16 protein-coding genes are annotated in these 20,539 nt (G+C 71.7%); 10 read left to right on the top strand and 6 right to left on the bottom strand.

Annotated elements, in window-relative coordinates; all coding sequences use genetic code 11:
• Window positions 1–3 precede the first annotated feature (3 nt).
• Entirely contained in the window at window positions 4–234 is a 231-nt protein-coding gene (locus MCBMB27_RS09765) for a hypothetical protein (RefSeq protein WP_043353127.1), read from the top strand.
• 4 nt (window positions 235–238) lie between these two features.
• Complete coding sequence (locus MCBMB27_RS09760) at window positions 239–610, top strand: hypothetical protein (protein ID WP_043353125.1); 372 nt, start codon at window positions 239–241, stop codon at window positions 608–610.
• 559 nt (window positions 611–1,169) lie between these two features.
• On the opposite strand, the gene MCBMB27_RS09755 is transcribed toward MCBMB27_RS09760, so the two are convergent.
• Window positions 1,170–1,889, bottom strand: coding sequence for a Crp/Fnr family transcriptional regulator (locus tag MCBMB27_RS09755; protein ID WP_043353123.1), 720 nt, complete (start codon window positions 1,887–1,889; stop codon window positions 1,170–1,172).
• Window positions 1,890–2,316: 427 nt separating this feature from the next.
• Here MCBMB27_RS09755 and rpoN point away from each other — a divergent pair, with 427 nt between their 5' ends.
• The 4 genes from rpoN (at window position 2,317) to MCBMB27_RS09735 (ending at window position 8,636) form a co-directional block, all read left to right on the top strand.
• Window positions 2,317–3,891, top strand: coding sequence for an RNA polymerase factor sigma-54 (gene rpoN / locus MCBMB27_RS09750; protein ID WP_043380582.1), 1,575 nt, complete (start codon window positions 2,317–2,319; stop codon window positions 3,889–3,891).
• A 74-nt stretch (window positions 3,892–3,965) separates the two neighbouring features.
• Window positions 3,966–5,342 carry a bifunctional UDP-N-acetylglucosamine diphosphorylase/glucosamine-1-phosphate N-acetyltransferase GlmU gene (glmU, locus tag MCBMB27_RS09745; protein WP_075380306.1) on the top strand — a complete coding sequence of 459 codons (1,377 nt, stop codon included), beginning with the start codon at window positions 3,966–3,968 and terminating at the stop codon, window positions 5,340–5,342.
• 147 nt (window positions 5,343–5,489) lie between these two features.
• The gene (gene glmS / locus MCBMB27_RS09740) at window positions 5,490–7,316 is read left to right on the top strand and encodes a glutamine--fructose-6-phosphate transaminase (isomerizing) (RefSeq protein ID WP_043380577.1); all 1,827 of its coding nucleotides are present in this window, start codon (window positions 5,490–5,492) and stop codon (window positions 7,314–7,316) included.
• A gap of 168 nt (window positions 7,317–7,484) precedes the next feature.
• Window positions 7,485–8,636 carry a M20 family metallopeptidase gene (locus tag MCBMB27_RS09735; RefSeq protein ID WP_075380305.1) on the top strand — a complete coding sequence of 384 codons (1,152 nt, stop codon included), beginning with the start codon at window positions 7,485–7,487 and terminating at the stop codon, window positions 8,634–8,636.
• A 195-nt stretch (window positions 8,637–8,831) separates the two neighbouring features.
• Here the strand turns inward: MCBMB27_RS09735 and MCBMB27_RS09730 are convergent, their stop codons facing one another.
• From MCBMB27_RS09730 to MCBMB27_RS09710, 5 genes are all read right to left on the bottom strand, one after another.
• Complete coding sequence (locus tag MCBMB27_RS09730) at window positions 8,832–9,962, bottom strand: serine hydrolase domain-containing protein (RefSeq protein ID WP_043380573.1); 1,131 nt, start codon at window positions 9,960–9,962, stop codon at window positions 8,832–8,834.
• Window positions 9,963–10,106: 144 nt separating this feature from the next.
• Window positions 10,107–11,084 carry an FAD:protein FMN transferase gene (locus tag MCBMB27_RS09725; protein WP_075381916.1) on the bottom strand — a complete coding sequence of 326 codons (978 nt, stop codon included), beginning with the start codon at window positions 11,082–11,084 and terminating at the stop codon, window positions 10,107–10,109.
• Window positions 11,081–13,246 carry a 4Fe-4S binding protein gene (locus tag MCBMB27_RS09720; protein WP_075380304.1) on the bottom strand — a complete coding sequence of 722 codons (2,166 nt, stop codon included), beginning with the start codon at window positions 13,244–13,246 and terminating at the stop codon, window positions 11,081–11,083. Before MCBMB27_RS09720 ends, MCBMB27_RS09725 begins: the two co-directional genes overlap by 4 nt.
• Before the next feature lie 328 nt (window positions 13,247–13,574).
• Window positions 13,575–14,582 (bottom strand): YVTN family beta-propeller repeat protein, encoded by a 1,008-nt coding sequence (locus MCBMB27_RS09715; RefSeq protein WP_075380303.1) that lies wholly within the window; start codon window positions 14,580–14,582, stop codon window positions 13,575–13,577.
• Window positions 14,579–15,814 (bottom strand): ABC transporter substrate-binding protein, encoded by a 1,236-nt coding sequence (locus MCBMB27_RS09710; protein ID WP_043387968.1) that lies wholly within the window; start codon window positions 15,812–15,814, stop codon window positions 14,579–14,581. The genes MCBMB27_RS09715 and MCBMB27_RS09710 overlap by 4 nt, the downstream gene beginning before the upstream one ends.
• A gap of 218 nt (window positions 15,815–16,032) precedes the next feature.
• On the opposite strand from MCBMB27_RS09710, the gene pedF reads away from it, so the two are divergent.
• From pedF to MCBMB27_RS09690, 4 genes are all read left to right on the top strand, one after another.
• On the top strand, window positions 16,033–16,461 hold the full coding sequence (pedF, locus tag MCBMB27_RS09705) for a cytochrome c-550 PedF (protein ID WP_210187524.1): 429 nt from the start codon (window positions 16,033–16,035) through the stop codon (window positions 16,459–16,461).
• Window positions 16,451–17,311, top strand: a complete 861-nt coding sequence (locus MCBMB27_RS09700) for a substrate-binding periplasmic protein (RefSeq protein ID WP_053610267.1) — start codon at window positions 16,451–16,453, stop codon at window positions 17,309–17,311. Before pedF ends, MCBMB27_RS09700 begins: the two co-directional genes overlap by 11 nt.
• 493 nt (window positions 17,312–17,804) lie before the next feature.
• Window positions 17,805–19,574: a PQQ-dependent methanol/ethanol family dehydrogenase gene (locus MCBMB27_RS09695; protein ID WP_043387970.1), complete on the top strand. Its 1,770-nt coding sequence runs from the start codon at window positions 17,805–17,807 to the stop codon at window positions 19,572–19,574.
• 175 nt (window positions 19,575–19,749) lie between these two features.
• Window positions 19,750–20,409, top strand: a complete 660-nt coding sequence (locus MCBMB27_RS09690; protein ID WP_043353911.1) for a response regulator — start codon at window positions 19,750–19,752, stop codon at window positions 20,407–20,409.
• The last annotated feature ends 130 nt before the right edge of the window (window positions 20,410–20,539 follow it).

Raw genomic sequence — 20,539 nt, 5'->3', positions numbered from 1 at the left:
GTCATGACCGGCGAGGGACCGCCCGGCCCGCATCTTCCGGAGGCGCTGACGCGGCTCCTCAAGGCGCCCAGAGCAGCGATCTGGCCGACGCCAGAGGACCGCCATCGCCTGCGTCCCGGCCGGCCGCGACCCCGCCAGCCGAGCCGCGCCGTGCTGGGTGTCTGGATCTGGGCAATCCTCTACAACGTCCTCGGCTTCGCGATCCTCGCGGCCCTGTGGTGGACGATGCGCTGACCCGATGAGCCGATTTGCCCTGATCACCCGCCGGACACTCGTCGCGGCGGCCCTGCTGCTCGGCCCGGGCGTCCGGCCCGGCGCGGCGCAGAGCCCGGGCGATGCGCTCAACGCCGATGACGGCACCGGGGCGGTCAAGGTCTGCTCGCCCGTGGCGATGCCGCGCTGGCGCTCCATGACCCCGGTGCCCAAGACCTGGACGTTCCTGGACTGCATGGGCTTCTCGGGCGAGATGGGCGCGACGCACTTCCAGCTCGGCTGCCTCTTCGCCAACGTCACGCCCCACGCCCAGAAATACGCCTGGGGCGCGATGGTGCCGATCGAGAAGTCGGCGATGGCCAAGGCCCAGCCGCCGGTCCCGAACTGCGGCTGGTAGAGCCGGGTCTCGCCCGTCGACATCAAAGTCGATCCGGCGCGCGGGCGGGTCAACGCGGAAGAGGATGCCACCGAGCGGGCTTCCGGGCCCGCGTCGCCTGCACCGCGCCGTCCTCTCCGACGGCAGGCCGGTCAGCCTTGAGGCGGAGCCGGGCCTGCCCGGTTTCGCCCGGCACTGCCGCCGCCGCGCGACAGGCCTGCTGACAATCGCCGAATCGCGGCCCTTCCGCGGGGCGGGACAGCCGGCCCTGGCGGCGTCCCGTGCAAGCGCGCCTGGAGGTCCAAGGGGCATGGACCGGTCTGAGGCCGGCGCCTGCCCGGCCCGGTCCAAGCCGGTCCGACGCGGATTGCGGGGCAGAGACGGCGATCGCGGTGCGGACAGGGCCACGTGTCCCTGACAGAGGACCACCGCCTGCGCGGCGGGACGCGGCGCATCGGCACCGATACCCGGCCGGCCTCTCTCCGGTGGGGACGTGACCGGCGCGTCGGCACGCCACGGACCTGGCGTTCGGATACGGTCGGGATCACCGATGAACCGGCCTCGTCGGCGCAGAGGTGCCTTACGCCGGCGAATCCTCAGACCGCCGCAGCGGGCCGATCAGGCGCTCGTATTCGGTTTCGGCCGGCCCGTAGGTCTGGCCGGCGGCCTCCTCCAGGCGGGCACGGCTCAGGACCCGGATCCGGCCGCGCCGAGCCCGGATCAGGCCGGCCCCCTCCAGCGTGTGGATCGCCACCGTGACGGTCGGGCGACGCACACCCAGCATGATCGACAGGAACTCGTGCGTCACGGAAAGGTCGTCGCCGTCCTGACGGTCGTGATACATCAGCAGCCACCGCGCGAGCCTTTCCTCGGCAGGCGCCCCTGCGTTGGCGATGGCGGTCTGGGCCACCTGAACCAGGAAGGTCTGGACGTAGCGCAGAAAAAGAGTGCGCAGCGAAGCGCTGGCTTTCACCGCGTCGCGCAGGGCCGGCACCGCGATCCGGTGCCCGTGACCGGCAACCTGCATGAAAAGTTGGTACGGGATCGTGTCCGTCCCCAGCAGCAGCGCCGGCGTCGCCATGCCGTCGCGGCCCACCAGGCCGACCTCGATGCGCCCGCCCTGGTCGAGCGTCGACACCATGGAGCACAGGCCGGTGTCGATGAAGATCGCGTACGGGATCTCGGCCGCCGGTTCGACGAGCACATGGCCCAATGGGAGGTCGATCGCCTCGAGATGCGGTCCGAGCAGCGCGCCATCCGCCTCGGATAGGGCAGCCAGAAGACGGTTTTGGTGTCGCATCGGCCGCAAGCGTACGCAGAATTCGGCATTGGCACGCCAGCTCAAGTCCGCGAGCCATTGTGCCCAGGGAGCCATGCTCGGATCATCGGACAATAGCGAGCGGATATCGCATCCCGTCGCGGAACCGTCCGCAACCGAACAAAGCAACGCGCAGCTTAGTCGGACATCTCGGCAGACACGCCGGGATAAAGGGGAACACAGCGGCCCCCGAGACCTGCTCTCAGACTGACCGTGGCGTCCCGGCGATGGAGCGGGAGCGCCAGACCCCCGGAACTGCAGTGCAGTTGCCAACACGCCTGTGCAAGGCCGCGCTTTGACCCGCGCCACGGATCGGGCTAGAGAAGGCCTGGCGGAGCAAGCAAGAACCATGCCGTGAGCAGCGTGGCTCAGGCTGGCGAACCGCGCCGGAAGGGCATCGAGGCCTCACATGAGTTTGGTGCAACGGCTGGAAGTGCGTCAGGGCCAGGCCCTGGTGATGACGCCGCAGCTTCTGCAAGCGATCAAACTCCTGCAATTGTCGCAGCTCGATCTCGCGGCCTATGTCGAGGCCGAGCTGGAACGCAATCCGCTGCTGGAGCGCGCCGAGCCGGAACTGCCCGGCCCCGGCGAGACCTCCGAATCGAGCGGCCATTCGGACGATGCCTCCTCCGACGGCCTGGAGGTCACGGAACCCGAATCATGGCTGTCCGCCGACCTTAACCCGAGCCGCGGCGAGATCGAGAGCGATTTCGACACGCGCCTCGACAACGTCTTCCCGGACGAGACGCCGGTCCAGGCGCGCGAGGCGGGTGGGGGCGACATGCTCTCGCTGACGCCGCCGCCCTACGGCAGCACCGGGGGAAGCTTCGACGCCGAGGCGCCCGATTTCGAGGCGACCCTCACGGCCGAGACCTCGCTGCGCGATCACCTCGCGGGCCAGCTCGATCTCGCGACCCGCGATCCCGCCGAGCGGCTGATCGGCGGCTTCCTGATCGACGCCGTGGACGAGGCCGGCTACCTGCGCGAGACCGTGGAGGACGTGGCCGAGCGGCTCGGCGCCGACCCCGCCCTCGTCGGCCGGATGCTGGCGCTGGTGCAGACCTTCGATCCGCCCGGGATCGCGGCCCGCGATCTCGCCGAATGCCTCGCGATCCAGCTGCGCGAGCGCGACCGGTTCGACCCGGCGATGCAGGCGCTGGTCTCGCGTCTGGACCTCGTCGCCAAGCGCGATTTCGCGGCTTTGCGCCGGCTCTGCGGCGTCGACGACGAGGACCTCGTCGACATGCTGGGCGAGATCCGCCGCCTGGATCCGAAGCCGGGGCGCGCCTTCGGATCGAGCGCCGTCGAGGTTCTGGTTCCGGACGTGTTCGTGCGCGCCGCGCCGGATGGGTCCTGGCTGGTCGAGCTCAACAGCGAGGCGCTCCCCCGCGTCCTGGTGAACCAGAGCTACTACGCCCGCGTCTCGCGCAATGCCGCCGCGGAGGGCGATAAGGCCTTCCTGTCCGAGGCCCTGCAGAACGCCAACTGGCTGACCCGCTCGCTGGAGCAGCGGGCCCGCACCATCCTCAAGGTCGCCACCGAGATCGTCCGCCAGCAGGACGGGTTCTTCGTCCACGGCGTCTCCCACCTGCGGCCCCTGAACCTCAAGACCGTGGCGGAGGCGATCGGCATGCACGAATCGACCGTCTCGCGAGTCACCTCCAACAAGGCCATCGGCACGAGCCGGGGGACCCTGGAGATGAAGTACTTCTTCACCGCGGCGATCCCCGGTGCGGCCGGCGCGGCCGCCCATTCCTCCGAGGCGGTGCGCCACCGCATCAAGCAGCTGGTCGACGGCGAGACGCCGGACGACGTGCTGTCCGACGACGCGCTGGTGCAGAAGCTGCGCGGGGAGGGCGTCGACATCGCCCGACGCACGGTGGCGAAATACCGGGAATCCCTGCGGATCCCGAGCTCGATCGAGCGCCGCCGCGAGCATTTCGCCCACGGTTCGGGCCAGCACGCCGCCCTGGCGCTGCGCTGATCGCCCGGATGGGGTTGCGCCGGGCGCGCGTCCGGCCCATCCGTCGTGCCGTTTGCTCGACGCCTGGACCTGCGATGACCCCGACCGGAACGCCCCCGCGCAGCCTCACCGCCATCGTGCTCGCGGCCGGGAAGGGCACGCGGATGCGCTCGGACCTGCCGAAGGTCCTGCATCGGATCGCCGGGCGCAGCATGCTCGGCCATGTCCTGGCCGCCGTACAGGCGGCGGGGGCGGGCCGGATCGCCGTGGTGGCCGAGCCCGGCCGCGACGACGTCGCCGCCGAGATCGCGCGGGCGGCCCCCGGCGCCCGGGTCTTCCCGCAGGCCGAGCGCCTCGGCACCGCCCACGCGGTCCTGGCCGCCCGGGAGATCCTGGCCGAGCCCGACGACGACGTGGTGATCGCCTTCGGCGACACGCCCCTCGTCTCGGCCGAGACCTTCCTGCGCCTCCGGGCGCCCCTGGCCGACGGCGCCGCGGTGGCGGTGCTGGCCTTCGAGACGGCGACGCCCACCGGCTATGGACGGGTTCTGACCGAGGGCGACCGCGTCCTGGCGATCCGCGAGGAGAAGGACGCCAGCGCCGCAGAGCGGGCCGTGACCCTGTGCAATGCCGGGCTGATGGCGCTCGCCGGACGGCACGCCCTGGCGCTGCTCGCCCGCATCGGCAACGACAACGCGGCCGGCGAGTACTACCTGCCCGACGCGGTGGCGCTGGCGGTGGCCGACGGGCTTCCGGTCACGGTCGTGCCGGTGGACGAGGCCGAGGCGCAGGGCGTCAACGACCGGGTGCAGCTCAGTGTTGCGGAAGCCGCCTTCCAGGCGCAGCTGCGTCGCACCGCCATGCTGGGCGGCGCCACGCTGATCGCCCCCGAGACGGTGATCCTCAGCCACGACACGGTGTTGGGGCGCGACGTGATCGTGGAGCCGAACGTGGTGTTCGGGCCGGGCGTGCGGGTGGCGGACGGGTGCACCGTGCGCGCCTTCGCGCATCTCACCGAGACCAGCCTGGAGGCGGGGGTGAAGATCGGGCCGTTCGTCCGGTTGCGCGGTCACGCCGTGCTGGAGGCCGGCGCGGAGCTCGGCAATTTCGTGGAGCTGAAGAACGCCCGGATGGGTGCTGGCGCCAAGGCCGCGCATCTCACCTATCTCGGCGACGCGGAGATTGGGGCCAAGGCCAATATCGGCGCCGGCACGATCACCTGCAATTACGACGGCGTCCTCAAGCACAAGACCACGATCGGCGCGGGCGCGTTCATCGGCTCGAACTCGGCGCTGGTGGCCCCCGTCGCGGTGGGGGAGGGCGCCTACGTGGCTTCGGGCTCGGTGATCACCGACGACGTGCCGGCGGACGCCATGGCGGTGGCCCGCGGCCGGCAGGCGGTGAAACCGGGCTGGGCCGGGAAGAAGCGCGCGGCGCTGCAGGCCGAGAAGGCGCGACGCGGGAAGAGCTGAGGCCCGACGGACCGAACGGGCCGGGGCTGGCCCTGCGCCGCCCCGATCCGGTACAAGTCGCGTTTGGCCCCGCATGAAGCGGGGCGGCCTGGACCTTGCGCAAGACCCTCGCGCGGCCAGCCGGGCACGACAGCGAGAGACACACCCATGTGCGGCATCGTCGGCATCGTCGGGCGCGACGCGGTGGCGGGACAGGTGATCGAGGCCCTGCGCCGGCTCGAATACCGCGGCTACGACTCCGCCGGCATCGCCACCCTGGAGCACGGCCGGCTGGCGCGCCGCCGGGCCTCGGGCAAGCTCGTCAACCTGGAGGCCAAGCTCGCTGAGGAGCCGCTCACCGGCACGCTCGGCATCGGCCACACCCGCTGGGCGACCCACGGCCGGCCCAACGAGACCAACGCCCACCCCCACGCCACCGCGCGTCTGGCCGTCGTCCATAACGGCATCATCGAGAATTTCCGCGAGCTGAAGCAGGAGCTCGAGGCCGACGGCGTCGTGTTCGAGACCGAGACCGACACCGAGGTCGTCGCCCAGCTCGTCAGCCGCAACATGGACCGGCAGATGGGCCCGGTCGAGGCCGTGGCCGCCGCCCTGCCGCGGCTGCGCGGCGCCTTCGCGCTGGCCTTCATCTTCGCCGGCGAGGAGAACCTGCTGATCGGCGCCCGCCACGGCGCGCCGCTGGCGGTCGGCTTCGGCCAGGGCGAGACCTATCTCGGCTCCGACGCCCTGGCGCTCGCCCCCTTCACGGACGCCATCACCTATCTCGACGAGGGCGACTGGGCGATCCTGAACCGGGCGGGCGCCGAGATCCGGGACGCCTCGGGCGCCACGGTGGAGCGGCCCCGGCAAAAGATCGCCACGCAGGCCTACCGGATCGACAAGGGCGAGTACCGCCACTTCATGGCCAAGGAGATCCACGAGCAGCCCGAGGTCGTGGGCCGCACGCTCGCCCACTACGTCGACATGGCGCAGGGCCGGGTCGTGCTGCCCGAGTCGCTGCCCTTCGACTTCGCCAAGCTCAGCCGCGTCTACATCACCGCCTGCGGCACCGCCTTCTACGCCGGCCTCGTCGCCCGGTACTGGTTCGAGCAGGTGGCCCGCCTGCCGGTGGAGATCGACGTCGCCTCCGAGGCCCGCTACCGCGAGGCGCCCCTGGAGAAGGACGGGCTGACGCTGGTGATCTCGCAATCGGGCGAGACCGCCGACACCCTGGCCTCCCTGCGCTATGCCAAGAGCCAGGGCCAGCACACGCTGAGCGTCGTCAACGTGCCGACCTCGACCATCGCGCGGGAATCCTCCGTGGTGATGCCGACGCTGGCCGGGCCGGAGATCGGCGTCGCCTCCACCAAGGCGTTCTCGTGCCAGCTCACCGTGCTGCTGTGCCTCGCCATCGCGGCGGGCCGCGCCCGCGGCACCCTCGACGCGGCGGGCGAGCGTCGGCTGGTCGACGCGCTGATCAAGGCGCCGGGCCTGATGGCGGAGGCGCTGACCCACGAGGCGGCGATCGAGGGCCTGGCCCGGGAGGTCTCCAAGGCGCGGGACGTGCTCTATCTCGGCCGCGGCACCAGCTACCCGATGGCGCTGGAGGGCGCGCTGAAGCTGAAGGAGATCAGCTACATCCACGCGGAGGGCTACGCGGCGGGCGAGCTGAAGCACGGCCCGATCGCCCTGATCGACGAGAGCGTGCCGGTGATCGTGATCGCCCCGCACGACGCGGTGTTCGAGAAGACCGTCTCGAACATGCAGGAGGTGGCCGCGCGCGGCGGCCGCATCGTGCTGATCGGCGACGCGAAGGGCGCGGCCGAGCACGGCCTCGACACGCTGGCGACTTTCACCATGCCGGCGGTCAACGCCACCGTGGCGCCGATCGTGTACGCGGTGCCGATCCAGCTGCTCGCCTACCACACGGCGGTGTTCATGGGGAAAGACGTCGACCAGCCCCGGAACCTCGCCAAGTCGGTCACGGTCGAGTAGGCGCACCGCCCCCCGTCCGGGCTACGGATGCGCGGCGCCGTCCTTGCTTACCCGGCGAGGCACCTTCGCCGCGGGAAACCGGGGCTCGCTCGAAGCCGGCCCGCAACACACCGCGCACGCTGGCGGGCGCGGCGACCGGGTCCCATCACCCTTGCCCAGGATCGATCCATGACCGCACGCGACGCCGACGTTCTCCAGTGGCTCGACGGGCAGGAGGGCGCGATGCTGTCGCTCCTCGAGGAGCTGGTGAACATCGATTCCGGCTCCTACGACAAGCCGGGCGTCGACGCGGTCGGCATCCGCATCGCGGAGTTCCTCGCCGGCCACGGCATCCCGGTCACGACGATCCCGGTGGAGGGCTACGGCGACGCGGTGAAGGCGAGCGTGGCCGGGTCCGGCGGCGGCAACCGGCCGGTCGTTCTCATGGGCCATCGCGACACCGTCTTCCCGAAAGGGGAGCCGACGCGGCGGCCGTTCCGGGTCACCGACGGCCGCGCCTACGGGCCCGGCGTCGCCGACATGAAGGCGGGCCTCGTGATGAACGCCTTCGTGCTCGCCGCTTACCACCGGGCCGGCGGCGCCCCGGTGCCGCTCGTCGGCCTGTTCACCAGCGACGAGGAGATCGGCTCGCCGGCCTGCCGCCCGATCATCGAGGAGACCGCCCAAGGCGCCCGCGCGGTGCTGAATTCCGAGCCGGGGCGGCCGACCGGCAACGTCGTCACCGGCCGCAAGGGCGGGGTGTTCATGCATCTCGAGGTGCTCGGCAAGGCGGCCCATTCCGGCGGCAACTACGCCGACGGGCGCAGCGCCATCCTGGAGCTCGCCCACAAGACCGTTGCGTTCCACGCCCTCACCGACCTCGACCGCGGCACCACGGTGAATGTCGGCCTGATCGCCGGCGGCCAGTCGGTGAACACCGTGGCGCCCCGGGCGACCTGCGAGATCGACCTGCGCTACGTGACCCCACCCGACCGCGAGGCGGCCATGGGCCGGATCGCCGCGATCGTGGCCGGATCGACGGTGCCGGACACCACCGCGCATCTCACCATCAAGGGCGAGTTCCTGCCGCTCGTGCAGGACGAGGCCTCGCGGGCGCTGTTCGAGACCTATGCCCGGGTGAGCGCGCAGGGCGGCCATCCCGTCACCGGCGAGTTCGCCGGCGGCTGCGCCGATTCGGGCTTCACCGCCAGCGTCGGCTGTCCCACCCTCTGCGCGGTGGGCCCGGTGGGCGGCAAGGCCCACTCGCCCGAGGAATACCTGGAGGTGGGAAGCCTCGTGCCGCGGGCGCGCGCGATGGCCGAGACCATCGCGGCGCTCTGACGATTCAGAGGCCGACCGTCGCCAGCCCGGCCGCGCCGCGGCGGTCGCCGTCTCCGGGCGGACGCCGCGGCGCCGGACGCGCCTGTCCGTTCGAGGCGCAGGCGGCGGCCAGGATATCGCGGCCGGCCGCCAGATGCGGCCGGTGCTCAGGAGCTTCGTCGATCACGTCCGGGGCCGCTAGCGCCGCCGGCGCGCCTACGGGCGCAGGGCCGCCACGAGGCGCAGCAGGAACCCGTCGAGGGCCGCCTTGTCGATCCAGCGCAGCACCGCGACGAGGTCGTGCTCGGGATCGCACCAGATCACGTTGTTGCCCGCCCCGAGGGCGCTGAAGGCCGAGGCCGGCAGCTGCGGCCTGGCGGCCGCGCCGCGGTTCAGCCACCAGAGGTAGCCGTAGCTGTCCAGCGTCGGGGACGGCGTCAGCATGGCGCGGATCCAGCGCTCCGAGAGGAGCTGCCGCCCGTTCCAGGCGCCGCCGCGGGCGACGAGGAGGCCGAAGCGGGCGTGGTCGTCGGCCCCGATGAACAGGCCGCCGCCCCAGTGGCCGCCGCCGGGGACCGACTGGACCCGCGCGCCCGCGACCTCGACCCAGGCCGTGTCGTAGCCGTGCCACGCCCAGTCGCGGGAGGCGCCGATCGGATCCATGATCCGCTCGCGGAGCACCTCCGGGAGGGCCCGGCCGAAGCGGCGCATCAGGCCGTACGACAGCAGGTTCACCCGGACGTCGTTGTACTCGTAGTAGGTGCCCGGGCGCCGCAGCGCGCGGGCCTCGCCCTTGCGGCTGTTGTCGGCGCCGGGGCCGATCTGCCGGAAATGGTCGACCTGATCGGACTTGCCGAACAGCGTGCCCTGCCACTCGCTCGATTGCTGCAGGAGGTGGCGCCACGTGATCGCGCCATTGTGCGGGCCGTCGAGCAGCGGGTCGGGGACGCTGTCCCGCACCGGCGCGTCGACGTCGGGGATCAGTCCGTCGTCGTGGGCGAGGCCGGCCAGCACCGCGAGGTAGCTCTTGGCGATCGAGAAGGTCATGTCCGGGCGGGCGGTGTCCCCCCAGGCGGCGACGCGCCGGCCGCCCTTCAGGATCACGCCAGCCGGGCCGCCCCGCGGACGCACCGGCCCGTCGATGGCGCTCCAGGGCCCCGTCTCGTTCCACTCGACGATCCCGACGTAGCGCCCGTCGGGATAGTACAGGCTGCGCGGCCACGCGCTCTCGTGGGCCTCCGCGAAGGCGACCGCGTCCGCGAGCCGCCCGGCATCGAGCCCCGCCGCACCCGGGTCCTGCTCCGCCCAGTCCTGCGTCGGCCAGTACGGCCCGGTCGCTTCGGTCACGCGCGTTCTCCCGACGGTCCTCTCCGGTGCGGACGCATGCAGGGCCTGCGCCGCGGATCGGGCCATCCGTAGAGCCATCGCCCCCGCGGGGGCAGAGCGCGTGGCGCGGTTCGGGCCTCGCCCCGCGCACCGGAGCCGGATGTGTCAGCCCTTGCCGGTGAAGCGCACGGCGCAGCCCGGACGGGCCGCGACGAGGCCCGCGCCGCGCGCGCGGCCGAGGACCATGCAGGCGGTCGACAGCCCGTCGGCGGCGAGCCCCGTCGGCGCGGTCACCGTCACGGACGACAGGGCGCGCGGCGACCGGCCGGTGGCCGGATCGAAGATGTGATGGTCGGCGCGGTCGTCCGAGAAGCTCATGTTGTAGTCGCCCGAGGTCGCGGCGAAGCCCGTGAACGGGGCGATGACGGCGGCGACCGCGCCGGGATGGCGGGGATCGGCCAGCCCGAGGCGCCAGGGCGTGCCGTCGGGATGCGCGCCGGCGGCGCCGAACTCGCCGGTATCCACGAAGGCGTCCGCGATCCCGCGCGCCCGGAGCGCCGCCATGACTTGGTCGGCGGCATAGCCCTGGACCAGGGCGTTCAGGGTCAGGGCCGTCCCGGGCTCCAGGACGACGCGGTCCGTCCCCACCTGCACCCGCCGCCAGCCGACCCGCGCCAGGGCCGCGCGCAGGGCTTCCGCCCCGGGGCGCTCGCCGCGGGCGGCGGCCTGGGCCCAGACCGGCCAGAGCGGCTGGACTGTCGGGTCGAAAGCGCCGCCGGTCTCGGCCGCGAGGGCGAGGGCGAACCGTAGCAGGACGACGAGGTGCGGGTCGGGGGCCTCGAGAACGCCATCGCGATTCAGCCGCGCCAGGGCGCTGTCGGACCGGAATAGGCTGGCGGCGTCCTCCACGGCGCGCATCGCCGCGAACCCGTCGCTCAGCGCCGCCTCGATGGCGGATGGGTCGGGCCCCGCGGCGGTCAACGCCACGGTGGTGCCGAAGGCGAGGCCGGCGCGGGTGCGCAGCGCCAGCCCCCTTGACGCCGCGGAGGCGCGGAACGCCGCGACGCCGCCGAGCGCGGCCAGCCCCGCGGCACCGACGAGCAGCCGGCGCCGGCCGGGCGCGAAGCGGACCGGCGCGCTCATCCGACGGTCACCGGCCGGGGCGCGGCGCGGCGGCCCCGCTTGCGCGCCACCACCTCCGGCACGCACTGCCCGGGATCGTGGATGATCGTCACGCACTCCATGCACTGGAAGCACTCGGCGTAATCGACGCGGCCGGAGGGCGCGATGGCACCGTAGCGGCAGCGGACCTTGCAGAGCTGGCAGGGCGAGCCGCACTCCGCCCGGCGCGGGATCCAGTCGAGGATCCGGACCCGCCCGAGGAGGGCGAGGCCGGCGCCGAGCGGGCACAGGTAGCGGCAGAAGCCCTTGAAGACGAACAGGTTGAGGACCAGCAGCGCGGCCGCGTAGGCGACGAACGGCCATGCCCGGACGAAATACAGGGTGATGGCGGTCTTGAACGGCTCGACCTCGGACAAGGTGTCGGCGAGGGGCGACCCCGCCGCGGCCGCGCCGAGGATGCCGGCGAGGACGACGTATTTCAGCGACCGCAGTGCCCGGTCGAGGCCGGGCGGCACCGCGACCGGGCGGATGCGCAGCGGCCGGGCCAGCAGCCCGACGAATTCCTGGAGCGCGCCGAAGGGGCAGAGCCAGCCGCAGAACGTGCCGCGCCCCCAGGCGACCAGGGCAACCAGCGCGAAGGCCCAGAGCACCAGCGAGGGCGGATCGTAGAGCAGGAAGGCAAGGTCGTGGGTCACCGTGGCGGCCCGCACGAGGCCGACGAGGGTCACGATCGACAGCTGCGCCTGCGCGAACCAGCCGACGAAGCCGAGGGTCAGCGCCAGGAAGCCGAGGCGGAAGAGGGCGAAGCGGCGCCGGTCCGCCACCAGCGCGCGCTGTCGGCTCAGGACCGGCACCAGCACGGCGAGCATTAGCCCGATCAACGCGAGTTCGGGCGCCCGGGCCCGCCAGGGGTCGGTCCAGCTCGGCCCGTCATCCGGCCGGATCCGGGTGAACAGGTCGGCGGGGAGGGCGGTCTCGACCGTGAAGGTCCGGGCGATCTTCTCGGACAGGATCTGGCCGCGCTCGCGGACGATCGTCTCGGTCAGCACCCACGGCGCGGACGGGTCGAACCCGGCGGCCTGGTCGATCCGCAGGATCGTCCAGGGTCCGGGCGGCAGGCCCTCGGCGAGGCCGGCCCCGCGGCGCTCCACCGCCATGTCGCGGGCATTCACGATCAGGCCGCCCTGGCTGATCGCCAGCCTTTCGGGAACGGCGCCCAGGACGAACCGGTCGCCGACCGGGTTCTCGGGCGCGTCCTCCGGTCCGGCGCTGATCACCATCACAGCGTGGTTGCCGGGGCCGAGTTCGTGCATCAGCGCGTCGTAGCGGGCCTGCCCCAGCAGGTTGCGGCCGATCGCGGGCGGGTCCAGGGCGGCGACGTACAGGTCGGTCAGGGCGGCATCGGGCGGTCCCTCGGACGGGTCCGCCACGCCCGTGCCCCTGAAGGCCGACGCGGCATCGGCGTTCGTCACCGTCAGCCGCCTCACCCAGCCGCGGGCGAGGAGGTCGGCCAGGGCCAGGGGCTCGTAGAGATCGGGCTTGGCCTCGACCTTCAGCCCGACATTGGCCGCCCCGAAGCCGAGTTTCGCGCGGGCGACCGCCAGGGCCGAGGCGAGGATCGACTGGTTGATCACCCGGGTCGAGGCGGTGGCCATGGAGATGCCGTCCACCGTGGTCTGGGGCGCGGCGCCGGCGGCCCGCGCGTTCGGCCGGGCGACCCGGATCGCCTGCCGGGCCGAGAGGCCCGCATACTGCTCGACGAAGGCGAAGAGCGGCTCCGGGCCTAGGCCTTCGAGGAAGACCGGCTCGTGATGCGAGAGCACCGTCACGTCCCGGAAGGTGCCGTCGGGGGCGAGCGCGATCAGCAGGTCGGGGGGCGTGCCGCCGAAGCCGGGGATCGGCGCGAGATCGACGGATTCGAACGCGTAGGCGAAGACCTCGTAGGACCCGGCCTGCTGCTTCAGGATGGGCCAGACCGGGAGCCTGTCGTCCTTCTCGCCGACGACCAGCGGAGGCGGGAAGTGTCGTTCGAGGCCGGCCCGATCGAGCTGGCCGGCGGCAGCGGGGTGCGCGACCAGGACAGCGAGAAGCAGCAATGCGGCGCGCAGGAGCAGGCCCGCGCCCCGGCCGCCACCCACCGCGGCCCGGGGCGCGGGCGGGCGCGGAGACACCCCGCCCCGCATCGGCCGGGCCTTCCGCCTGCCTCCGCCCCTGGCAGCGTCGGTCACGCGTCCGGGTTGAGCACGGCCGCTGGCGGCAGAGCGCGACGGGCCCCCTCTCCCGTGCGGGAGAGGGCTGGGGTGAGGGATCGGAACGTCCAACATGGAGCACACCGTCGACGTGCGGGTCCGCTGCGCCTTATCCGGATGCCGCATGTCCCTCACCCTGTCCCTCTCCCGCACGGGAGAGGGGACCCGCGCTCCGTCCCGTAGCCGCGTCGCCGCTGCCGATGCGTGGATCCGATCGCCCTCACGGGAGCGGGAGATGCGGCCATGCGCAATCGCGGAAGATTCACGGCACCGCACCGGCGGCGCGCCCATCCGGCGCCTGCGCGGGCGTCATCGGCCGCGCCGCCGCGCCCCAGGGGAAGCGGCCGACCTTCACGGTCTTGATGGGCTTGAACGTCGCGGCGTCGATCACCGTCACGTCGCCGGAGACGCCGTTGGTGGCGAAGAGCCGCGTGCCGGCCGCGTTCAGGGCGAGCTGCCAGACCCGGCGGCCGACCAGGATGTAGCTCTCGACCGCATAGGTCGCGGTGTCCACCACCGCGACCCGGTCGGACGGCCCCAGGGCCACGAAGGCGTGGCGTCCGTCCTTCGAAAGCTGGATGCCCACCGGCTGGATACGGTCGGCCGCGATCCCCTTAACGGCGAATTCGATCGTCCGCATCACCTGGCGGGTGGCGACGTCGATCACCGACACGGTGCCGCCGATCTCCGAGGATGCCCAGAGCCGGGCCCCGTCCGCCGTGAAGGCGGCGAAGCGCGGCCGCTGGCCGACCGGCGTGGCGTCCACCGCCGCCAGGCTCTTGGTGTCGATCCAGTGGACCATGTTGGTGGTCTCGGAGGTCGTGACGGCGGTGCGGCCGTCCGGGCTCACCGCCACGCCTTCCGGCTCGATGCCGACATCGATCTGCGCCAGCACCTTGCGGCTCTGCGCGTCGACCACCGTGGTGGTGGCGTTCTCCTCGTTGGCGATGAACAGGGTGCGCCCGTCCGGCGCCAGGGCGAACTGCTCCGGATCCTCGCCGGAGGGCAGGTTGTGCCGCACCTCGCCGGTATCCGGATCGATCACCTGCACGGCATCGGAATCGCTGGCGCAGACGTAGAGGGCCTGCCCATCCTGCGAGAAGGTCAGCCCGCGGGGCCGACGGCCGACCGGAAAGGTGCGCAGCACCTCCAGGCTGTCGCCGTCGATCACCGAGACGGTGTTGTCGCGCTCGTTCGAGACGAAGATCTCCTCGGCCCGCGTGGGACCTGTGAGGCAGAGGAGCAGCGCAAGGGCGGCGGGCCGGCTCATCCTGGTGTCCCCGAGAAGGCGCGGCAGGCACTCTCGGGCTCGTCGAGGCCGAGGGTGTCGAGTTCCGTGCGGTGGTGGAGGAAGCCCTCGATCGGCGCCGTCGCGGTCACGGCCCCGGGCCAGAGCAGGAAGACCGGCTGGCGCAGCTGCCCGTCCCAGGCACGGAAGCTCAGGGGGCGCCCCTTGAAGCCGCCGATCTCGAAGCCGGGCGCCGTCAGGGCGGCGCGGACCGTCGCGGGATCGGCGCTGCGCGCCTTCACGGCCGCCTCGCCGACCGCATGCACCGCCATCCAGCCGGCCCAGTCGACGGGCCGCATGGCGCGGCCGGCGAGCTTCCGGAACCGGCCCTGGAGCTGCACGGCGGCCCAGGCTTCGACGGGGCGCCCCCAGGCGGCCGGCGCAAGGCCCTGGGTGCCGACCAGGGGGCGGGGGGAGGCGGTGTTGTAGTTCAGGCTCGCGCCGAACGCGCCCGCCTCGTCGGCCACCGCGACCACGTCGTGCTCGGGCCCGCGGGTCGGCAGGGCGAACTCGCGCAAAGCCGTGTCGCGGACGTCGCCGCCCTGCGGGTCGTAGCGCGACTCGGCGACGATCCGCGCGCCGAACTTCCGGGCGCTGCGCCTCAGCGCCTCGGCGTAGAGCGCATCACCCGGCGCCGGCCCGGTCACCAGCAGGATCCGGGACCAGCGCTTGAAGGCGAGGAACTGCACCAGCGCGTCGGCCAGCATGGCGCGGGACGGCAGGACGTGGAGCAGGTTCCGCCGGCAATCGGCGTCGCGCAGGCGCGTGTCCGGGGCGCCGATGTTGAGGAGCACGCTGCCCTTCGCCTCCGGCAGGTCGGCGAGGGCGAGGACGTCGGCGGCCGGCGCGTTGAGCACCACGAAGCGGCGGTCGGCGAGATCCCGGAAGGCCTGGCGGATGTCGTCGCCCGGCTCGACCACCTTCGCGTCGAGGCCGAAGCTCAGGCCGAGGAAGCGGCCCGTGGCGTTCGAATCCTTCAGGCCGAGTTCCGCGCCCTTCGCCCCCTCATCGGCGGGGATCGGATCCTCGTTGTTCAGCGGCACCGGCCGCTCGACCCGCCGCTCCAGGTACTGGATCGTCAGGGGCGGACCCGCCGGCGCGGGCGCGGCCCGCCCGGGCGAGACCGGCGCGAGAGCCGCCAGGACGACGGCCAGCCGCAGGGCGGCCTGCGGCCCTCCGCGTTTCCTGGCCCGTCGCGCACCGGAGGACACCATCCCCGCCCGTTTCCTCCAGCCCCGCGTCCCTTGTCGTTGAGCCGGAGTCTAGAAGCGGAGTTGTGCCCGCCGATATTGGACCAAGGTGCACCCATCAATCATGATGCAGTGCAACACAAGTCGTGGATGGCGATCAGCCTATAGATCCGTACCAAAGCATAATGGGTCCGCTGCCCGAACCTTGCTAACCCTCGTCCAACAACGAGGGGAGGCGGCGGATGCGCACCATGAAGACGGCGGCGGGCGGCATGCTCGCGGCGCTGGGGCTGGCCCTCGCCGCCGGCAGCGCCCTCGGACACGGCGACGTCCAGCCCCAGCCGGTCAACACCGACGGCCTGAAGCCGCTCGGCACCGAGTGGGTCGCCGAGAACCCCTACAAGGGCGACAAGCACGCCATCGCGATCGGCGCCTCGGGCTTCAACCAGAACTGCGCCCGCTGCCACGGCCTGGAGATGATCTCCGGCGGCCTCGCCCCGGACCTGCGCTACCTGCCGCAGGGCAAGGAGGGCGACGAATACTTCGTCGAGCGCATGAAGCACGGCGCCGTCATCAACGGCGCGACCAAGATGCCGGCCTTCGACGGGGTGATCTCGCAGGAAGGCCTCTGGGCGATCCGCAGCTACATCGAGTCGAAGCATGAGGAGTAGCGCGCGGCTCCTCCTCGCCTGTGGATTGCTTCTGGCCCTCCGGTTCCAGCCGGAGGCGGCCGCGCGCCCGCTCGATCAGGTCGTGGCGGACGGTACCCTGCGGGTGGCGGTCTACGGCGACAACGCGCCGTTCTCCGACGCGGGGACGGGCAAGGCCCGGGGTATCGATGCCGATCTCGCGCAAGCCATCGCCGACAGGCTGAAGGTGAAGCTCGACCTGCGCGTGGTCGATGCCGGCGAGAACGTGGATGGCGACCTGCGCCTGAACCTGTGGCGGGGCGATCTCGCCGGCACGCCCCTCGCCGACCTGATGCTGCACGTGCCGACCGACCGGCAACTCGCCCTGCGCAACGAGCAGGTGTTCTTCACCGCCCCGTATGTCGAGCAGGAGATCGCCTTCGCGTACCGGAAGGACGCCCTGGAGGGCTTCGACAGGCTCGACGACATCGGCGACAGGACCGTCGCCCTGGAAGGCACCAGCGCCGCCGACCTGATGCTGCTGACCGCGCAGGGCGGCCGCTTCCGCCCGAACCTGAAGCATTACAAGAGCTTCGCGGAGGCCGCGACGGCCTATCTCGCCGGCGAGGCGCCGATCCTGGCGGGCACCCGCGCGGCGATCGAGGCCGCCCTATTCGCCGCGAAGGCCCCGAAGGACGACAACCCGATCGCCACGATCCCCTCGACCGGGCTGGTGAAGACCCGCTGGGAGATCGGCGGGGCGGTGCGCACCGATTCCCGCGACCTCGCCTACGCGGTCGGGGACGCGATCACGGCGCTGAACGCGGACGGCGGCCTCAAGGCGATCTGCGAGACCTACGGCGTCACCTACACGCCGCCGAAGGGGTACTGAGCGGCGCTGAGCCGCTCTCCGGCGGAGGACGATGAAGGGAAGGAGAAATCACGGTCCGAAGCCGGATCTCCAAGTCTCAACGGCATCCTGAGGTGCTGCGCAGCAGCTTCGAAGGAGATCTGCAGGGATGGCCCGACCAGCTGGAGGTCTCCTTCGAGGACTCCACTGTGCTCCGGCGCCTCAGGATGTGGTCGTGGGTCGGATCTCAGCGTCCCTCGACCGGCCCGTTCGAGACCGGCGCGTCGAACGGACCCGACCGTGCATTCCGTCCCCGACCGGCGCGCAGCGCCGGGGCGGCAGCTGTTCTTGGTTCACCGAATACTTTCTTCTCGGCCATTGGACCGATCGTCTTATTGGACCAATGGCCAATAAGACTTTCCTGAGAACAGCGATAGCGTCGTTCTCCAAGGGGGCGCCCCGCGACTCGTGCGGCTCGCGCCGAAACCCGAAAGCTCCGGCCGCAGGGACCGGAGACGATCACGGAGGAGACGTCATGAGAATGCGGACCCGGTTCCTCGCCGCGGTGGGCGTCGCCGCCCTCGTGGCGGGCGGTGCCCTGCCGGCCATGGCCCAGGGGGTGAGCGAGCAGGACATCATCAACGACGCCAAGACGCCCGGCGACGTCGTCACCTACGGCCTCGGGCCGCAAGCCCAGCGATTCAGCCCGCTGAAGACCCTCAACCGCGACAACATCAAGAGCCTCGTGCCGGCGTGGTCGTTCTCGTTCGGCGGCGAGAAGCAGCGCGGCCAGGAGAGCCAGGCGCTGGTCAAGGACGGCATCATCTACGTCACGGGCTCGTATTCGCGCATGTACGCGATCGATTCCCGCACCGGCGAGAAGAAGTGGGAATACGATGCCCGCCTGCCGGAGGGCATCCTGCCCTGCTGCGACGTGGTGAACCGCGGCGCCGCCCTCTACAAGGACAACGTCTATTTCGGCACGCTCGACGCCAAGCTCGTCGCCCTGAACACCAAGACCGGCAAGGTCGTCTGGCGCAAGGACATCGACGACTTCAAGGCCGGCTACAGCTACACGGCCGCCCCGATCATCGTGAAGGGCAAGATCATCACCGGCGTGTCGGGCGGCGAGTTCGGCGTCATCGGGCGGATCGAGGCCCGCGACGCCGAGACCGGCGAGGTGGTCTGGAAGCGCCCCGTGATCGAGGGCCACATGGGCGAGCTCAACGGCAAGCCCTCGACCATGACCGGCAAGGTCAACGAGAGCTGGCCGGGCGACATGTGGAAGTTCGGCGGCGGCGCCACGTGGCTCGGCGGCACCTACGACCCCGAGACCAACCTGATCTACTTCGGCACCGGCAACCCGGGCCCGTGGAACTCCTGGCTGCGGCCGGGCGACAACAAGTGGACCTCCTCGCGCCTCGCCCTCAACCCCGACAACGGCGAGATCGTCTGGGGCTTCCAGACCACCCCGCACGACGGCTGGGACTTCGACGGCGTCAACGAGTTCGTGCCGTTCGACCTGAACAAGGGCGGCAAGACCATCAAGGCCGGCGCCACCGCCGACCGCAACGGCTTCTTCTACGTCCTCGACCGCACCAACGGGAAGTTCATCTCGGCGACGCCGTTCGTCGAGAAGATCAACTGGGCCAAGGGCATCGATGAGAACGGCCGCCCGATCTACAACGAGGAGAACCGGCCCGGCGACCCGAGCAAGGCCCAGGGCGACGACAAGAAGGGCAAGTCGGTCTTCGCGGTGCCGAGCTTCCTCGGCGGCAAGAACTGGATGCCGATCGGCTACAGCCCCGACACCAAGCTGTTCTACGTGCCGTCCAACGAGTGGGGCATGGATATCTGGAACGAGCCGGTGAACTACAAGAAGGGCGCCGCCTATCTCGGTGCCGGCTTCACCATCAAGCCGGTCTTCGACGACCATATCGGCTCGCTCAAGGCGATCGACCCGGCCTCCGGCAAGGTCGTCTGGGAGTACAAGAACAAGGCCCCGCTCTGGGCCGGCGTGCTCACCACCGCGGGCAACCTCGTCTTCACCGGTACCCCGGAGGGCTTCCTGAAGGCCTTCGACGCCAAGACCGGCGAGGAGGTGTGGAAGTTCCAGGTCGGCACCGGCGTGGTCTCCTCGCCGATCACCTGGGAGCAGGACGGCGAGCAGTGGGTCGGCGTCGCGGCCGGCTGGGGCGGCGCGGTGCCGCTCTGGGGCGGCGAGGTCGCCAAGTCCACGGCCGGCATCAACCAGGGCGGCAGCTTCTGGGCGTTCAAGCTGCCGAAGACGGTGGCGGCGCGCTGACGGCGCGCAACCGAAAGCGTGTCGGCCTTCCCGGGCCGGCACGCCTGGGCCTCGGGGCGCGGCGTTCGTCTCAACACCCGCTTGCGCCCCGGGGCCGCATCGATCACCCTTCGGACCTCCCGCCCGCGGGTTCGGCGGATCCTGTGAGGATCTCGAGCGAAGGACCGAGGTCTGCGTGAATCTCCTCATCGTCGACGACCACCCGCTGTTCCGTGACGCCCTGGCGGCCACGATCCGCCTCGCGCATCCGGACGCGGTCCTTCACGAGGCGGACGGGATCGAGGCGGCCTGCGCGGTGCTCGCCGCGAATCGCAGCATCGACCTGACGCTCCTCGACCTCTCCATGCGGGGCGTGACCGGCTTCGACGGGTTGATCACCATCCGGGCGAGCTTTCCGCGGATCCCGATCCTGATCGTCTCCGGCCACGAGGATCCGCGCATCGTGCGCGAGGCGCTGCAGCACGGCGCGGCGGGCTTCGTCCCGAAGGCCATGGACAAGGCGACGCTCACCCGGGCGATCACCGAGGTGATGCGCGGGGCGCTGTTCCTGCCGCCGGGTCTCGCCGAGGCCACAACGCCCGCACCACGGAGCAAGAAGGCGCCGCTCCCCGAGCGCCTCGCCCGGCTGACACCGCAGCAATTGCGGGTGCTGATGATGATCCGGCAGGGCAAGCTCAACAAGCAGATCGCTCACGAACTGCAGGTCGGTGACTCGACCGTGAAGGCGCACGTCTCGGAAATCCTGCGCAAGCTCGAGGTCATCAGCCGGACGCAGATCGTGATCGATACGGCGTCGCTGGACTTCGACCAGATCCACAACACGCATCCGGCCTGACGGCGCGGCTGCGAGACCGCGACGCCCTTGATCGGCGCCCCCCGCTCCACCTCATCCTGAGGTGCCGGAGCGCAACGGAGGCCTCGAAGGCGGGCTCCAGCCAGCCGCGCGATCCCCGAAGCCCGCCTTC

It is taken from the genome of Methylobacterium phyllosphaerae, assembly GCF_001936175.1.
GTDB classification, from domain to species: Bacteria; Pseudomonadota; Alphaproteobacteria; order Rhizobiales; family Beijerinckiaceae; genus Methylobacterium; species Methylobacterium fujisawaense.
This window is presented reverse-complemented; position numbering and strand designations above follow the sequence as displayed.

What these genes read in the sequence shown, in the direction of transcription:
- MCBMB27_RS09715 (WP_075380303.1), bottom strand. Translation starts at nt 14,582, where the DNA reads ATGAGCCGGCCCGCCGCCCTTGCGCTGCTCCTCTGCCTCACAGGTCCC.
- MCBMB27_RS09725 (WP_075381916.1), bottom strand. Translation starts at nt 11,084, where the DNA reads ATGAGCGCGCCGGTCCGCTTCGCGCCCGGCCGGCGCCGGCTGCTCGTC.
- glmU (WP_075380306.1), top strand. Translation starts at nt 3,966, where the DNA reads ATGACCCCGACCGGAACGCCCCCGCGCAGCCTCACCGCCATCGTGCTC.
- MCBMB27_RS09720 (WP_075380304.1), bottom strand. Translation starts at nt 13,246, where the DNA reads ATGCGGGGCGGGGTGTCTCCGCGCCCGCCCGCGCCCCGGGCCGCGGTG.
- rpoN (WP_043380582.1), top strand. Translation starts at nt 2,317, where the DNA reads ATGAGTTTGGTGCAACGGCTGGAAGTGCGTCAGGGCCAGGCCCTGGTG.
- MCBMB27_RS09760 (WP_043353125.1), top strand. Translation starts at nt 239, where the DNA reads ATGAGCCGATTTGCCCTGATCACCCGCCGGACACTCGTCGCGGCGGCC.
- MCBMB27_RS09695 (WP_043387970.1), top strand. Translation starts at nt 17,805, where the DNA reads ATGAGAATGCGGACCCGGTTCCTCGCCGCGGTGGGCGTCGCCGCCCTC.
- MCBMB27_RS09700 (WP_053610267.1), top strand. Translation starts at nt 16,451, where the DNA reads ATGAGGAGTAGCGCGCGGCTCCTCCTCGCCTGTGGATTGCTTCTGGCC.
- MCBMB27_RS09710 (WP_043387968.1), bottom strand. Translation starts at nt 15,814, where the DNA reads ATGGTGTCCTCCGGTGCGCGACGGGCCAGGAAACGCGGAGGGCCGCAG.
- MCBMB27_RS09735 (WP_075380305.1), top strand. Translation starts at nt 7,485, where the DNA reads ATGACCGCACGCGACGCCGACGTTCTCCAGTGGCTCGACGGGCAGGAG.
- glmS (WP_043380577.1), top strand. Translation starts at nt 5,490, where the DNA reads ATGTGCGGCATCGTCGGCATCGTCGGGCGCGACGCGGTGGCGGGACAG.
- MCBMB27_RS09765 (WP_043353127.1), top strand. Translation starts at nt 4, where the DNA reads ATGACCGGCGAGGGACCGCCCGGCCCGCATCTTCCGGAGGCGCTGACG.
- pedF (WP_210187524.1), top strand. Translation starts at nt 16,033, where the DNA reads ATGCGCACCATGAAGACGGCGGCGGGCGGCATGCTCGCGGCGCTGGGG.
- MCBMB27_RS09755 (WP_043353123.1), bottom strand. Translation starts at nt 1,889, where the DNA reads ATGCGACACCAAAACCGTCTTCTGGCTGCCCTATCCGAGGCGGATGGC.